We start from the raw sequence: 15566 nt of genomic DNA, 5'->3' as shown, positions 1-15566 counted from the left end.
CGCCATGGTGAACGTGTTCCGCAGCGAGTACGCAGACGTCCAGCCGCTCGACCTCCCCATCCATGACGCGGTCCTCGGGCAGGCCGCCGCCACCTACGGCGACACGGTCGCCCTGATCGACGGCACCGACGGCACCACCACGCTCACCTACCGGCAACTCGACACATTCCACCGCCGGATCGCGGCGGCGCTCGCCGCCACCGGGGTCCGCAAGGGCGACGTCGTCGCCCTGCACAGCCCCAACACCCTCGCCTACCCGACCGTGTTCTTCGGAGCCACCAGGGCGGGCGCCACCGTCACCACCGTGCACCCCCTCGCCACGGCGGAGGAGTTCGCCAAACAACTCCGCGACTCCTCCGCCCGCTGGATCGTCACCGTCTCTCCACTCCTCGAAACCGCCCGCCGCGCCGCCGAACTCGTCGGCGGCATAGAGGAGATATTCGTCTGCGACCGGGCCGACGGACACACCTCCGTACTCGACATGCTGGGCTCCACCGCCCCCGAACCACGGATCACCATCGACCCGGCCGAGGACATCGCCGCACTGCCGTACTCCTCCGGCACCACCGGCACACCCAAGGGCGTCATGCTCACCCACCGCTCCATGGCCACCAACCTGGAGCAGCTGCGGCCGTTCATCCCGATGAACCCCGGCCACCGGATCCTCGCCGTCCTCCCGTTCTTCCACATCTACGGGCTGACCGCCCTGATGAACGCCCCGCTCCGGCTCGGCGCCACCGTCGTCGTCCTGCCACGCTTCGACCTCGTCCAGTTCCTCACCGCGATCGAGAAGCACCGGATCAGCGGACTGTACGTGGCCCCGCCGATCGTCCTGGCCCTCGCCAAACACCCGGCCGTCGCCCAGTACGACCTGTCCTCGCTGGAGTACATCGTCAGCGCCGCCGCCCCACTCGACGCAGGACTCGCCGCCGCCTGCTCCCGGCGCCTCGGACTGCCACCGGTACGGCAGGCGTACGGCATGACAGAACTCTCGCCCGGCACCCACGTAGTCCCGCTCGCCGCCGAGAACCCGCCGCCCGGCGCCGTCGGGAAACTCCTGCCGGGCACCGAGATGCGCATCGTCTCCCTCGACGACCCGGACCGCGACGCCGGCATCGACACCGACGGCGAGGTACTCATCCGCGGCCCGCAGGTGATGAAGGGCTACCTCGGCCGGCCCGAGGCCACCGCCGACATGATCGACGCCGACGGCTGGGTGCACACCGGCGACATCGGCCGCGTCGACGCCGACGGCTGGCTCCGCATCGTCGACCGGGTCAAGGAACTCATCAAGTACAAGGGCTACCAGGTCGCCCCCGCCGAACTCGAAGCCCTGCTGCTCGGCCACCCGTCGATTGCGGACGCCGCCGTCATCGGGGTGTACGACACCGACGGCAACGAAGTCCCCAAGGCGTATCTGGTCCGGCAGGCGGGAGTCGCCCCCGACGACCTCACCGCCGACGACGTCATGGCGTACGTCACCGAGCACGTCGCCCCGTACAAGAAGGTCCGGCGGGTCGAATTCATCGGCGCCGTACCCCGCGCCACCTCCGGAAAGATCCTCCGGCGCGAACTGCGCGACCGGGAACAGGCCAACGAAAAAGTCATCGAGAAGGCGGCAGAGGCATGAAACTGGTCCGCACCGGCAGAGAACGTGGCATCGCCACCGTACGGATGGACTCGCAGACGAACCGCAACGCACTCTCCGCGCGGCTCGTCGCCGAACTCCGCGAAACCCTCGCCCGATACGGCGAGGACGACACCGTACGAGCCGTGGTCCTCACCCACACGGGCAACACGTTCTGCGCCGGTGCGGACCTCGGCGCACCCCCCGACCCGGAAGCGTTCGTCGCCCTGATGCGAGAGATCGTCACCCTGCCCAAACCCGTGGTGGCCCGCGTCGACGGACACGTCCGGGCAGGCGGCCTCGGACTCCTCGCCGCCTGCGACATCTCGGCCGCCGGACCCGCCTCCACCTTCGCCCTCACCGAATCCCGGCTCGGCCTCGCCCCCGCCGTGATCTCCCTGCCCCTGCTGCCCCGCACCGACCCGCGCGCCGCCGCACGCTACTACCTCACCGGAGAACGCTTCGACGCGACCGAAGCCGCCCGGATCTCCCTGATCACCCTCGCCGCCGCCGACGACGTGGACAAGGCGCTCGTCCCCGTACTCGACGGACTGCGCCGAGCCTCACCACAGGGGCTGGCGGCATCGAAGGAGCTGGTCACAGCTACTGTGCGGGAAAGTTTCGACCAGTACGCCGAAGACCTCATCGTCCGCTCGGCAGCACTCTTCGCCTCCGCCGAGGCACGGGAAGGGATAGCGGCCTTCCACGAACGACGGGACCCCGCATGGGTGTTGTGACGCCCTCCACCGACAGGACCCCCAAGCAGGACCGCAGCCGCGCCACCCGCCGACGGCTGCTCGAAGCCGCGGTCGCCTGCCTCGCCGAACACGGCTGGGCAGGCTCCACGGTCTCCGTCGTCGCCGAACGCGCAGGCGTATCGCGCGGCGCTGCCCAGCACCACTTCCCCACCCGCGAGGACCTGTTCACCGCAGCCGTCGAATACGTCGCCGAGGAACGCTCCGCCGCCCTGCGCGCCCTGCCCGTCCAGGGCCGCGCAGCCGTCGTCGCCGCCCTCGTCGACCTCTACACAGGACCGCTGTTCCGCGCCGCACTCCAGCTCTGGGTCGCCGCCTCCAACGAGGCGTCACTGCACCCCCGCGTCAGCGAACTCGAAGCCCGCGTCGGCCGCGAGACCCACCGCATCGCCGTCGAACTCCTGAAGGCCGACGAGACACGGCCAGGCGTACGCGAAACCGTCCAGGGCCTCCTCGACATGGCCCGCGGCCTCGGCCTGGCCAACGTACTGACCGACGACACCGCCCGGCGGCAGAGGGTCGTGGCACAGTGGGCGGCCCTGCTGGACGACGCACTCAACTGAGCCCCGGGGCAGCGACTCCAGACGTGCCGCACCCTCGGCTTCCCCTTCCGGGGACGGCCCGGCCCGACCCACCGCTTCCGCACCGAGTCCGACCCCACCGGACCGGACACGGAGAGCGCGGCGCCCCGACGTGAGACACCGCGCCTGTCCGACACCCGGCCGGCTCACCCCGTGATGTCGTCGTACCCCTCGATCGCCCGCGGATCGCGCGGCCCCGGCCCGACATACCTCGCCGACGGCCGCACCAGCCGGCCCGTCCGCTTCTGCTCCAGAATGTGCGCCGACCAGCCCGCCGTACGCGCACACGTGAACATCGACGTGAACATGTGCGCCGGAACCTCCGCGAAGTCCAGCATGATCGCCGCCCAGAACTCCACGTTCGTCGCCAGCACCCGGTCCGGACGCCGCGCATGCAGCTCCTCCAGCGCCGCCTTCTCCAGCGCCTCCGCCACCTCGAACCGCGGCGCGCCCAACTCCTTCGCCGTACGCCGCAGCACCCGCGCCCGCGGATCCTCCGCCCGGTAGACCCGGTGCCCGAAGCCCATCAGCCGCTCACCCTTGTCCAGGGCCTTCTTCACATACGCGGTCGCGTCACCGGTCCGCTCGATCTCCTCGATCATCCCGAGGACCCGGGACGGCGCACCGCCGTGCAGCGGCCCCGACATCGCACCCACCGCACCCGACAGCGCCGCAGCCACATCGGCACCCGTCGACGCGATGACCCGCGCGGTGAACGTGGACGCGTTCATGCCGTGCTCGGCGGCCGACGTCCAGTACGCGTCGACGGCCCTCACATGCTTCGGATCCGGCTCCCCGCGCCAACGGATCATGAACCGCTCGACGACGGACTGCGCCTTGTCGATCTCGCTCTGCGGAACCATCGGCAGCCCCTGCCCGCGCGCCGACTGGGCGACGTACGACAGCGCCATCACGGCGGCCCGCGCCAGATCGTTGCGCGCGGTCTCCTCGTCGATGTCGAGCAGCGGCTTCAGACCCCACACCGGCGCCAGCATCGCCAGCGCGGACTGCACATCGACCCGGATGTCACCCGAGTGCACCGGGATCGGGAACGGCTCGGCGGGCGGCAGACCGGGGTTGAACGCCCCGTCGACCAGCAGACCCCACACGTTCCCGAACGACACATGACCGACGAGATCCTCGATGTCGACCCCGCGGTAGCGGAGCGAACCGCCCTCCTTGTCGGGTTCGGCGATCTCCGTCTCGAACGCGATGACTCCCTCGAGCCCGGGTACGAAGTCGGACATCATGCGGCTCCCTCGAATCGGCGGCTGTACGGAGGCCACACTGGCCTGCCCCAAGATATTGGCGGGTTCCCACGACGCGGGGAAGCGTGACATCCCGCACAGCCCCCGGCATTACCGATGCGTGGTTGACACCCCTCCTCGCCGGGCAAACTGGGCCGCTGCGGCAGGATGACCCCGTGCCCACCGCAGATTCCCCTTCCGATTCCACCACCGACCCGGCCGCGATGCGCGAGCAGTACCGCTCCGAGGCCTTCACCGAGGACACGCTCGACGCCGACCCCATGCAGCAGTTCGCCCACTGGTTCCGGCAGATCGCCGCAGGTGGAATGGTCTATGAGCCGAACGCCATGGTGGTCTCCACCGCCACCCCCGACGGCCGCCCGTCCTCCCGCACGGTGCTGCTGAAGAAGTACGACGCCCGGGGCTTCGTCTTCTTCACCAACTACAACTCCCGCAAGGGCCGCGAACTGGACGCCAACCCGTACGTCTCGCTGCTCTTCCCCTGGCACCCGCTGGCCCGCCAGGTCGTCGTCAACGGCACCGCGGCCCGCATCGCCCGCGAGGAGACGGTCGCCTACTTCCGCACCCGCCCCCACGGCTCCCAGCTGGGCGCCTGGGCGAGCGAACAGTCGGCCGTGATCGGCTCCCGCCAGGAGCTCATCGACCGGTACGAGGAACTGGCCGCCCGCTACCCCGAGGGCGAACGCATCCCCGCGCCCCCGCAGTGGGGCGGCTTCCGTGTCGTGCCGGACACCATCGAGTTCTGGCAGGGCCACGAGAACCGGCTGCACGACCGGCTGCGATACGTACGCGAGGGCGACGACTGGCGGGTGGAGCGCCTCTCCCCGTGACCGGGCGGCCCCGCACACGCAGAAACCCGCAGGCTCTGGTTCCTCCTTGCGGAGGAGCCGGCCGGACTTACCGGCGAGCCTGCGGGTCGGTGACTGCTTGGGATTGGCCGATGACCGGCCTGCACTGCAAAGAGCGCGACAACGGGCGTCAGCCCGCAGTCACCTCACGAGTCCGAGAAGAAATCACTTCCGGAACACCTCCTTTCTTCGCTGGCAGCAGCCTAAGAACCCTCGGCGAATGTCTCAACCCATTTATTCGGTGACTTCCTGCCGGTGGCTGTACGCGTATCCGTCGGCACGCTGCAGTGGTCGAAGGTTCCTGTGGGACACGGTGCAGCGGCCCACCGGCGTGCTGAGGCCGTGTTTCCCGGAGGCGCGGACGGAGACGCGTCCGGTCCAAGTGCCTGCCCACTTGCCCTTGGGTATGGAGGCGTGGACGAGGTCGCCGGTGGCCAAGCCGTGATGCCGCTTCTGGCGCGCGCGGGCGAGTCGGGGGAATCCGTACCGGTCGGGGGTGGTGCGGGCGTAGCTTCCGCGCCCCGTTGCCGTGACGACGTGGACCTGCTGGGGCACGCGGACGGTCCCAGCCCCCGCCTCGTGGTCGAGCTGCCCGACGCAGAGGGCGTCGACTTTCAGCGTGTTGGTCATTCATGGACGCTAGCTGTGGCGGGTTCGCAGTGGCCGGGGGAGTGGCTGCGACCGCACGTATGCGTGATCTTCCGGCGACGCTCGAATGTGTGATCGTTCGGCGTGTTGGTAGGCCGGATCCTGCGCCGGGGACGGGGCGGATTTCCTGGAAGTCGATGTGTGCTGGGTCACGTTCGAGTTCAATGGTCTGACGTGCGGCAATGGCGGACACGTCCTGCAGGGGGTCCGGGATGAGCGCTTCCACGAGCAGTGGAACCACTGATGCCCTCGGCCCCGACCCGATCCCCGGGTCGGAGCTGCTTGCGGCGTTGCTCGACGGGATGGACGCGGCGCTCTGTGCGTTCGGCGCGGACGGCACGGTCACGCACTGGAACCGTGAGGCGGAGCGGATTCTCGGCTGGTCGGCCGAGGAGGCCGTGGGGCGCCCCGGGTTCGCGGGGTGGGCGGTGCGCAGTGCGGACGTGGGTGAGGTGCAGGGGCGGCTGATGGCGGCCATGGATGCGCCGGGGCGTCAGGTGCATGAGTTCGCGTTGCTGCGCAAGGACGGCGGGCGGGTGCTCGTGCGGATGCAGTCGGCCGGGGTGCGGGGTGCGGACGGGAAGCCGGCCGGGGTGTACTGCGCGTTCAGCGAGGTGCATGCGCAGATCGATCTGGAGCGGTCGATCGCGCTGAGTGAGGCGCTGTTCGAGGACGCGTCGTGGGGTGTGGTCCTCGTCGATGTGGATCTGCGGCCGACGGTCGTCAACGCGTGTGCGGGGCGGGCGCTGGGCGGTGGCCGTACGACGCTGCTGGGGCGTCCGCTCGCCGAGTTGGTCGTGCAGGGGGTGGAGGAGCTGGAGGGCGCGCTGCAGCATGTCCTGGCCGAGGGGCAGCCGCCCGCGCCCACCGAGCTGTGGGTGACGTTGCGGACGGCGGACGGGGATCGGCGGCGCTGCTGGCGCAGCGGGTTTCTGCAGCTGGCGTCGCCGCTCGCGGAGGAGCCGGTGCCGTTGGGGGTCGGCTGGCTGTTCCAGGACGTGACGGCGGAGAAGCTGGCGGCGCAGGAGGCGGACCGGGTGCGGTTCCGGTCGAATCAGCTGTACCGGGCGTGCCGGTCGGCGGCCGAGTGCGAGGACCCGATGGAGGCGGCGACGTCGTATCTGGATTTCGCGCTCGCGGGTTTCGCCGACCATGTGCTGATCGATGTGCTGGTGGGGGAGCGGCTGGTGCGGGCGGCGGCGACGCCGGCCGATGCTCCGGGTCCGTGTCTGCCGGTGGCCGGTGGCGGCCTTCCCCTGCGGTACGCGCCGGGGCATCCGGCGCTGCAGGCGGTGGACCGGACGGGTTCGGTCCGGTCGAGTGCCGGTCCGGGGGCGGGGGCTTGGGCGGATGAGCGTCAGTGGCCGAAGGGTTCGGTGCACGCTCTGTGCGCCGTGATGCGCAGCCGGGGCCGGACGCTGGGTGTGGTGACGTTCCTGCGGGCGGCCCATCGCACGGCCTTCGAGCGTCCGGACGCGGCGTATGCGGAGAGCGTTGCGGTCCGGGTGGCGGGTGCGGTGGACCTGGCGCAGGTGCTGGGCGGCTGAGGCCGGTGCGGCCGGGGGCAAAATCGCCCGCGACGGTCTGCCGGCGGTTTCTGCCCGGCCTGGCGGGCGTCGTGGGTCCCACCGGCGGAGGTGCTCCGGCGCCGAGCGCGGGTGCGTGCCGGGCGCCGGTTCCTCTACTGCCGGTAGAAGATCCGGTCCGCGTACTCCGTCATCACGCGTCCGTTCCACTCGTGGCCGCCGTCGACGTTTCCGGACCGCAGCAGCGGCGGCTCGATCCCCCGCTCCACCAGCCGTTCCGCGGCCGCCGCCATCATCGCCTGCATCAGCGCACTGGTGACCACCGTCGAGGCGGGGGCGAACGGCGCCTCGATGCCCTTCGCGGTCAGCTCCGCGTCACCGATCGCGATCTTGCTGTCGACCACGATGTCGCAGTGGTCCCGCAGGAATCCGCCGGAGCTGTGCCGCGACCGTGTCGCGTCCGCGTACGCCACCGAGGTGACGCCGACGACCGTCACTCCGAGCGCGCGGGCGTCCCGCGCCATCTCGACAGGCAGCGCGTTGCGCCCGGAGAGCGAGATGATCACGAGCAGGTCGCCCGCGCTCGCCGGGCTGGAGTCCAGCACGGCGCCGGCCAGACCGTCGACCCGCTCCAGCGCCGAGCCGAGCGTCGCGGGCATCACGTCGACGCCGAGCGTGCCGGGCACGGCGAGAAGGTTCATCAGGGCCAGACCGCCGGCCCGGTAGACGACGTCCTGGGCGGCGAGCGACGAGTGGCCGGCGCCGAACGCGAAGAGCCGGCCGCCGGCCGCGACGGTGTCGGCGATCGCGGCCCCGGCGGCCGCGATGTTGCCGGACTCCTCGTCGCGTACGCGCTCCAGCAGGCCGATCGCTGCGTCGAGGAACTGACCGGCCAGCTTGCTGTCGCTCATCGAGGAGGCCCTTTCGGCGGGGTTGGGTGACCGTGGGGTGTCCGTGTCGCGGATCACGTTGCGGTCTGGACCAGTGACCTGTCAATACCGCTCGGTCCCGCACACGCGGTCCAGGGTTCGGTCGGCGCGGCACGGTTGTCGGAGGTATGCGTCAGAATTGGCTGAGGGCCAGCGCATGGCGTTGACGGCGTTTTTCATGTCACAGCATCGAGGGGCACGAATGTCCGGACTGATCGACACAACGGAGATGTATCTCCGCACCATCCTCGAACTCGAAGAGGAAGGCGTCGTCCCCATGCGCGCCCGGATCGCGGAGCGGCTGGACCAGAGCGGTCCGACGGTCAGCCAGACGGTGGCGCGCATGGAGCGCGACGGGCTGGTGCAGGTCGCGGGCGACCGGCATCTGGAGCTGACGGAGGAGGGCCGCCGGCTGGCGACCCGGGTGATGCGCAAGCACCGGCTCGCCGAGTGCCTGCTCGTCGACGTGATCGGCCTGGAGTGGGAGCAGGTGCACGCCGAGGCCTGCCGCTGGGAGCACGTGATGAGCGAGGCCGTGGAGCGCCGGGTGCTGGAGTTGCTGCGGCACCCGACGGAGTCTCCGTACGGGAATCCGATCCCGGGCCTGGAGGAGCTGGGTGAGAAGGCCGAGGCCGACCCGTTCCTGAACGCGGACATGGTCAGCCTGTCGGAGCTCGACCCGGGAGCCGAGGGGAAGACCGTGGTGGTGCGGAGGATCGGTGAGCCGATCCAGACGGACGCCCAGCTGATGTACACGTTGCGGCGGGCGGGCGTGCAGCCCGGCTCCGTGGTCAGCGTGACCCAGTCGCCCGGCGGGGTGCTGGTCGGCAGCAGTGGCGAGGCGGCGGAGCTGGACGCCGAGGTCGCTTCGCACGTCTTCGTCGCCAAGCGCTGACCGCGATACTGAAGCGTAACGTCCGCTTTCCGTTTTTCCGTCCGGAATTGCAGCGCTCGGGCGGATCGCGTGCCAGGCTGTGGCTGAGGCATACCTGAGAGTGGCGGCCGCCTGGCCACGCGGTCGGGGAGGGAGCAGGAGATGCGCCCGTCGTACTGGCATGTGCACCAGAAGGTGACTGCCACGAGCCCGGCCGCCCCGACGACTGCGTCCGGCCGGCCCGCCCCGCCCGCACGCACTCCGGCGTCCGCAGGCCTGCTCGCCCCGGTCGACCGCACTCCGGCGCAGACCGCCTCGCACGCCCCCCTGACGTGGGAGGGCCCCGGCGCCGCGCGGCGCCGGGGCCTGTCCTCCCCTGTTCCGACCTGGAGCCCCGAGCTCTCAAGGTCGGTCCCCGCGGGCCCTCATCCCCGAGTGGTCCGCCTCCCGAAGAAGATCTCCCCGCCGGGGCCGACGTCAATCCTTGGGGGCTGTCACTCGAACGAGGGGTGTTGCGAGCCGGAACCCGTTGTTCGAATAAAGGTTCGATAGTCTGCGTGACGCGACCGCACGGTGATCGAGCGGTGATCGAGGATCAGAAGGGGGTGCCAGGACATATGGTGCGGCGCATCGATGTGACGGGATCCGACGGCGTACGCCTCGCGGCCTGGGAGTTCGCCGATCCGCCCAAGGGGCGCACGGAGGGCGAGCGCGCCCCCGGGGTCTTACTGCTCCACGGACTGATGGGCCGGGCCTCCCACTGGGCCCCCACCACCCGCTGGCTCGCCGAGCGGCACCGGGCCGTGGGCCTCGACCAGCGGGGGCACGGCCGCAGCGAGAAGCCGGCCGAAGGCCCGTACACCCGCGACGCGTACGTCGCCGACGCGGAGGCGGCGATCGAACAGCTCGGCCTCGGCCCCGCCACCGTCGTCGGCCACTCGATGGGCGCCCTCACCGCCTGGCAGCTCGCCGCGAAGCGCCCCGATCTCGTCCGGGCCCTGATCATCTGCGACATGCGGGCCTCCGCGCTCGGCGCCGCCTCCCAGCGGGAGTGGGAGGACTGGTTCAAGTCCTGGCCGCTGCCGTTCGCGACGCTCTCCGACGTGCGGAAGTGGTTCGGCGAGGACGACCCCTGGGTGGAGCGGCCGAACGCGTCCCGCGGCGAGTTCTTCGCCGAGGTGATGGCCGAGCGGGCCGACGGCTGGCGGCCGGTCTTCTCCCGCCGCCAGATGCTCCAGTCCCGCGCGACCTGGGTCCACGACGCGCACTGGGAGGAGCTGACACAGGTCCGGTGCCCGACGCTGGTGGTCCGTGGCCTGGACGGCGAACTGGGCCGGGCGGAGGCCCAGGAGATGGTCCGCGTACTGCCGCGCGGGCAGTACGCGGAGGTGGCGGACGCCGGTCATCTCGTCCACTACGACCAGCCGGAGGGCTGGCGCGCGGCGGTCGAGCCGTTCCTGGAGCAGTTCGCCGAGGACTCCCAGGACGACCGCGAGCCCGTCTCCTCGTAACGAAAGCCGCACCGCCGGCCGGACCTGCTCAGGTCACCCCTTGCTGACCGCCGCCAGGATCTCCGGAAGCCGGTTCGCCGTGCGGGGAGCCGCCAGCCGCAGCCCCGCCCAGGCGATCAGCGTCCCGTACGCGCCACCCACCGGCACCAGCAGCCACAACCAGTCCTCCGCATCGGCGAGATGCAGCCAGATCGTCGCCACGATCACCGGCGCGCACAGCACCGCCGCCGAGACCATGCCGCCGAAGATCGAGATCCAGGCGAGCCCGGCCTGCCCCGGTGCCACGTTCTTGAACGCGCCGTCCTGCGGGATCGAGTACGGGAAGTTGGCCGACGCCACCGCGCCCGTCGCCAGCATCGCGCCCAGCAGGGCGAAGGAGAGACCCATGACGCCCGGCAGCACCTCCCAGTCCCCGAGCACCGCCGCCGTCACGACGGTCACCAGGATTGTGTACGGGAGGGTGATCACCAGCAGCGCCAGCGCCCGCGCCCGCAGTTCGAGGTACGCGTCGCGGGTGGAGGAGATCGTCAGCGCCACTATCCAGAACGCGGAGGTGTCCTGCCCGAACTGGTTGTACATCTGGATGCCGAGCATCCCGGCGGCGAAGCACGCGAAGTAGACCGAGCCGGTGCCCTGCACGGCGTTGAGCAGCGGCACGATCAGACCGATGGCGAGCGCCGTCACCCAGGCCGCCTTGGTCTTCGGGTCCCGTGCGACGTACCGCAGACTGCGCCGCATCACCGTCCCCGTGCGTCCCTCGGGCAGCAGTGCGGAGAGCCGGGAGCCGGCCGCCGCGGACTTCTTGCGGGTCGGTTCGGCGGCGGCGAGTGTCGAACCGTCCGGGGCGGTCATCAGCTTCACCAGGCTCCGCTGCCACAGCCACAGCAGTGTGCCCAATGCCGCGACGGAGAGCAGCAGTTGCAGCACGGCCCGGCCGTACGAGCCCTGCGCCGCGGAGTCCACCGCACCGATTGCCGAGGCCGGCGGCAACCAGCGCACCACGTCCGCGGCCGGGTCGAGCGCGGACAGCCCGCCGGACCGGCCGAGCCGCTGCGCACCGAAGTTGACGACCTGGATACCGACCGCGATCACCAGCCCGCTGAGCACCGCCAGATCGCGGCCCTTGCGGGAGGTCAGCAGCCGGGTGTTGGCCGTGGCGACGGCCCGGGCCAGCGCCACACACACCAGCAGGGTCAGCGGCGCGGCCACCACCGCGCACACCACGGCCGCCGTCCCGTGCACCACCGCGAACGCCGAACCGACCGCCAGGCAGAGCGTGAACAGCGGCCCGATACCGACCAGGGACGCCATCAGCAGCGCCCTGATCAACGGGCGCGGCCGCAGCGGCAGCATCACCAGCCGGCTGGGGTCGAGGGTCTCGTCGCCGCTGGGGAAGAACAGCGGCATCACCGCCCAGCCGAGCGCCAGCACCGCCGTGAGCAGCACCACGAGCGAGCCCGCGTGGTCGTGGCCGCGCAGCGCGATCAGCGCGATGACCTGGCCGGCGGCGATCAGCAGGGTGACGACGACGGACGAGATGTAGGCGGCCCGCCGGCCCGACGACTGCCGCAGCCCGTTGCGCAGCAGTGTCAGCTTGAGCCGAACGAAGACGGAGACGAGTCCTTCACCGCCCCGGCCGTCCGAGGGGCGGGGGGCGGGGATGACGGGGGTGCCGAGCACGCTCATCGGGTGCCGCCCAGCCAGTCGAGGGACTCGCCGGTGTCCCGGCCGCCCGCGCCGACGAGTTCGAGGAACGCGTTCTGCAGTGACGACGCCGAGCCGCGTACCTCGGAGAGGGTGCCCTGGGCCCGGATCGTGCCGTTCGCCATGACGGCCACCCAGTCGCACAGCGACTCGACGAGCTCCATCACATGGCTGGAGAAGACGACGGTCGCCCCCGAGCCGGTGTACCGCTCCAGCACCCTGCGGATGGTCTGTGCCGAGACGGGGTCGACGCCCTCGAACGGCTCGTCCAGGAAGAGCACTTCGGGGTTGTGCAGCAGCGCCGCCGCGAGCCCGATCTTCTTCCGCATGCCGGTCGAGTAGTCGACGACCAGCTTGTGCTGGGCGCCCGCCAGATCCAGTACGTCCAGGAGCTGGGTGGCACGCTTGTCGACCTCGGCGCCCGGCAGTCCGCGCAACCGGCCGGTGTACGCGAGGAGTTCGCGCCCCGAGAGGCGCTCGAAGAGCCGCAGCCCCTCCGGCAGGACGCCGATCCTGGCCTTGACGTCCACCGGGTCGCGCCAGACGTCGCGCCCGCCGACCTCGATCGTTCCGTGGTCGGGTCGGAGCAGGCCGGTCACCATCGACAGCGTGGTGGTCTTGCCTGCGCCGTTGGGTCCGACCAGACCGATGAACTTCCCGGCGGGCAGCTCCAGATCGATCCCGGCGACCGCGGTCTGCTCGCCGAACCGCTTCCAGAGGCCCTGCACGCGAACGGCGGGCGGAGCCTCCACCGCCCCGCTCGATTCCGCTGCTGTCCGGTCCGACATGGTGCACTGCCTTTCGGTGTCCCCGTCTGTGGTGGACAGACTACGAAAGGCGTGCGCGCGCGTCGGCTGCTTCCCGCCCGCAGGCGTAGGCGAGCGGGCAGATGACCTCCCCCGCGTCCGGCAACCACCGGTTTGCGGGGGTCGGGCGGCGCGCCCACTGAACCGCACCGCGCCCGCCGATCCGGGTCGGCGGCGCCGCCACGTAGTCGCCGTCGCCGCGGCCGGACAGATCGATCGCGGCGGCGCTCCAGCCCAGCTTCCGTACGAGATCGTCCACCTTGGCCGCCGCCCCGGGCAGTACGAAGAAGAGCATCCGGCGGTCGGGGGTGCAGGTGACGGGGCCGAGCGGCAGGTTCATCCGCTCCATCCGGGCCAGCGCCAGGAAACCGGCGGACTCCGGTACGTCGATCGCGTCGAAGGTGCGCCCGGTGGGCAACAGGACCGATGCCGTGGGGTACTCGGACCACATCCGACGGGCCGCGGCGCCGCTGCCGGTCGACCGGCCCGCCCAGTCGGTCCGGGTGGGGTGGGCGCCGGGGGAGGCGCAGCCGGCCTCCCCGCACGAGCAGCGCTCCGCCCCTCCCACCGCTTCCAGCCAGGTGCCGGGGAACACGTCCCAGTGCCGCTCCTCCGTGTACCGCACTGCGGCGTCGAGCAGTTGTTCTCCTCGCTGCTTGGGGATCTGTGCGGCTTCCATGACTTTGATGGGCTCTTCCACGAACACCTCAACTGCCGCAACCACCTGGGGTTACGGGCGTGGCGAACGCGGTCACGGCACACCGATCACGCATATGGGGCGCATGGGTGCATGGACGGGGGCGCGCATGAGGCGGTGCGTCGATGGGCGGGTAGCCACAGGGGGGGAAATCCGGAACAGTTCGCCCAAGCCGAATACGTACCAAACGCGAACAACGACACGATGAGCGAGCGAACACCGTGAACAACGCGGAAACGACCAACACCGTGAATGTGTGCATTTCTTCTGCAATTGCCGGGCAGTGATCTCCCCATCGATCACTGCGGCCTCAGGGGGAAACATGGCAGCCAGGCCTCTCGTCGCCCGCCAGCCGAACGAACGGCTCCAGGGACTCATTCAGGAAGCCGGATGTTCCAACGCGGGCCTGGCCCGCCGCGTCAACATGGTCGGAGCGGAGCGCGGCCTCGATCTTCGGTACGACAAGACCTCCGTGGCCCGCTGGCTGCGCGGACAGCAACCCCGCGGCCGGGCACCGGGAATCATCGCCGAGGCGCTCGGCCGCAAGCTCGGCCGTACGGTCACGATCGACGAGATCGGGATGGCCAACGGCAAGAATCTGGCGTCCGGCGTCGGCCTGCAGTTCGCACCTACCGTCACCGGCGCGATCGAGCAGGTCTGCGAGTTGTGGCGCAGCGATGTCGGCCGCCGTGACTTCCTGTCCGGTTCGGCGGTCGTGTCCTCGGCGCTGGTCGAGCCCAGCCGGGACTGGCTGATCACCGCGGCCGACCCGCAGGTGGCGCGGGCCGCCGGGGCCCGGGTCGGGATGTCGGACGTCGAGGCGGTGCGGGCGATGACGGCCGCACTGGTCGACCTCGACCACCGGTTCGGCAGCGGGCACGTCCGGCCGGTGCTGGTGCATTACCTGAACAGCGTGGTCTCCGGGCTGCTCGCCGGGGCGTACCGCGAAACGGTCGGGCGGCAGCTGTTCGCGGCCGTTGCCCGGCTCACCGAACTCGCCGGGTACATGGCGGTCGACACGGGGCAGCCCGGGCTCGCCCAGCGGTACTACATCCAGGCGCTGCGGCTGGCGCAGGCGGCGGGCGACCGGGCGTACGGCGGCTATGTGCTGGCTGCGTCGATGAGTCATCTCGCCGCCCAGCTCGGCAACCCACGGGAGATCGCGCAGCTGGCGCGGGCCGCGCAGGAGGGGGCACGGGGGCGGGTCACCCCGCGTGCCGAGGCGATGTTCTACGCGGCGGAGGCCCGCGGGCACGCCCTGCTCGGCGACGCCCGCACCTGCCAGCAGGTGACGGGCCGGGCGCTGACGGCCCTGGAGCATGCCGAGCCGGACACGGGCGACGACCCGGCGTGGATCGCCCACTTCGACCACGCCTATCTGGCCGACGAGCTGGCGCACTGCCACCGCGACCTCGGTCAGGCCGAGGCGGCTGTCCGGCGGGCGACGGAGTCCCTGGAGGGCCACCCGGAGTCCCGGGCCCGCCGCCGCGGCATCGGCCTGGTGCTGCTCGCCACGGCGCAGGTGCAGCTGCGCGAGGTGGAGCAGGCGTGTCATACGGGGATGCGGGCGATGGAACTGCTGGGGACGGTGCGGTCCAGCCGGGGCACGGAGTATCTGGACGATCTGCAGCAGCGGCTCGTGCCGTACGGGGACGAGCCGGCGGTACGGGAGTTCGGGGCGCGACTGGAACTCCAGGCGGCCTGACCGGGGCGCCCGTTAACTGCGCCGTGAGGGCGCTGTGTGTTACTGCCCCGGTGAAGGGGCGGTGAGCGAGAACGGGCGCTTGGCAAA

General features: G+C 71.1%; 14 protein-coding genes. 8 read left to right on the top strand and 6 right to left on the bottom strand.

Annotation, left to right across the window (positions count from 1 at the left end):
* Positions 1-4 precede the first annotated feature (4 nt).
* The 3 genes from OHA03_RS11350 to OHA03_RS11340 are packed head-to-tail and all read left to right on the top strand — an operon-like array spanning position 5 to position 2945.
* Entirely contained in the window at positions 5-1630 is a 1626-nt protein-coding gene (locus OHA03_RS11350; RefSeq protein WP_267003293.1) for a 4-coumarate--CoA ligase family protein, read from the top strand.
* Positions 1627-2364, top strand: coding sequence for an enoyl-CoA hydratase family protein (locus OHA03_RS11345; RefSeq protein WP_267003292.1), 738 nt, complete (start codon positions 1627-1629; stop codon positions 2362-2364). The genes OHA03_RS11350 and OHA03_RS11345 overlap by 4 nt, the downstream gene beginning before the upstream one ends.
* The gene (locus OHA03_RS11340; protein ID WP_267003291.1) at positions 2352-2945 is read left to right on the top strand and encodes a TetR/AcrR family transcriptional regulator; all 594 of its coding nucleotides are present in this window, start codon (positions 2352-2354) and stop codon (positions 2943-2945) included. The genes OHA03_RS11345 and OHA03_RS11340 overlap by 13 nt, the downstream gene beginning before the upstream one ends.
* 164 nt (positions 2946-3109) lie before the next feature.
* Here OHA03_RS11340 and OHA03_RS11335 read toward each other — a convergent pair whose 3' ends face one another.
* Entirely contained in the window at positions 3110-4210 is a 1101-nt protein-coding gene (locus tag OHA03_RS11335) for a citrate synthase 2 (RefSeq protein WP_267003290.1), read from the bottom strand.
* A gap of 224 nt (positions 4211-4434) precedes the next feature.
* On the opposite strand from OHA03_RS11335, the gene pdxH reads away from it, so the two are divergent.
* Positions 4435-5061, top strand: a complete 627-nt coding sequence (gene pdxH / locus OHA03_RS11330) for a pyridoxamine 5'-phosphate oxidase (RefSeq protein ID WP_267008009.1) — start codon at positions 4435-4437, stop codon at positions 5059-5061.
* Between the two features lie 252 nt (positions 5062-5313).
* Here the strand turns inward: pdxH and OHA03_RS11325 are convergent, their stop codons facing one another.
* Entirely contained in the window at positions 5314-5709 is a 396-nt protein-coding gene (locus OHA03_RS11325; RefSeq protein WP_267003289.1) for a hypothetical protein, read from the bottom strand.
* A gap of 230 nt (positions 5710-5939) precedes the next feature.
* Here OHA03_RS11325 and OHA03_RS11320 point away from each other — a divergent pair, with 230 nt between their 5' ends.
* Entirely contained in the window at positions 5940-7274 is a 1335-nt protein-coding gene (locus OHA03_RS11320) for a PAS domain-containing protein (protein WP_267003288.1), read from the top strand.
* A gap of 134 nt (positions 7275-7408) precedes the next feature.
* Here the strand turns inward: OHA03_RS11320 and OHA03_RS11315 are convergent, their stop codons facing one another.
* The gene (locus OHA03_RS11315; RefSeq protein WP_267003287.1) at positions 7409-8164 is read right to left on the bottom strand and encodes an SIS domain-containing protein; all 756 of its coding nucleotides are present in this window, start codon (positions 8162-8164) and stop codon (positions 7409-7411) included.
* Positions 8165-8384: 220 nt separating this feature from the next.
* Between OHA03_RS11315 and OHA03_RS11310 the strand changes: the two genes are divergently transcribed.
* Entirely contained in the window at positions 8385-9077 is a 693-nt protein-coding gene (locus tag OHA03_RS11310) for a metal-dependent transcriptional regulator (protein WP_030926443.1), read from the top strand.
* Between the two features lie 596 nt (positions 9078-9673).
* A complete protein-coding gene (locus OHA03_RS11305) occupies positions 9674-10567 on the top strand; it encodes an alpha/beta fold hydrolase (protein WP_267008008.1) in 894 nt (297 codons plus the stop codon).
* Positions 10568-10600: 33 nt separating this feature from the next.
* On the opposite strand, the gene OHA03_RS11300 is transcribed toward OHA03_RS11305, so the two are convergent.
* From OHA03_RS11300 to OHA03_RS11290, 3 genes are read right to left on the bottom strand one after another with little or no spacing between them, the layout of a single operon-like run.
* Positions 10601-12253: a transporter gene (locus tag OHA03_RS11300; protein ID WP_267003286.1), complete on the bottom strand. Its 1653-nt coding sequence runs from the start codon at positions 12251-12253 to the stop codon at positions 10601-10603.
* Entirely contained in the window at positions 12250-13059 is an 810-nt protein-coding gene (locus tag OHA03_RS11295; protein ID WP_267003285.1) for an ABC transporter ATP-binding protein, read from the bottom strand. Before OHA03_RS11295 ends, OHA03_RS11300 begins: the two co-directional genes overlap by 4 nt.
* A gap of 40 nt (positions 13060-13099) precedes the next feature.
* Entirely contained in the window at positions 13100-13756 is a 657-nt protein-coding gene (locus OHA03_RS11290; RefSeq protein ID WP_267008007.1) for a bifunctional DNA primase/polymerase, read from the bottom strand.
* 340 nt (positions 13757-14096) lie between these two features.
* Here OHA03_RS11290 and OHA03_RS11285 point away from each other — a divergent pair, with 340 nt between their 5' ends.
* Entirely contained in the window at positions 14097-15479 is a 1383-nt protein-coding gene (locus tag OHA03_RS11285) for a transcriptional regulator (RefSeq protein ID WP_267003284.1), read from the top strand.
* Positions 15480-15566: the final 87 nt, after the last annotated feature.

It is taken from the genome of Streptomyces sp. NBC_00154, from assembly GCF_026342835.1.
Classification (GTDB): domain Bacteria; phylum Actinomycetota; class Actinomycetes; order Streptomycetales; family Streptomycetaceae; genus Streptomyces.
The sequence above is the reverse complement of the archived record's forward strand: the minus strand, read 5'-3'. Positions and strand labels throughout refer to the sequence as shown.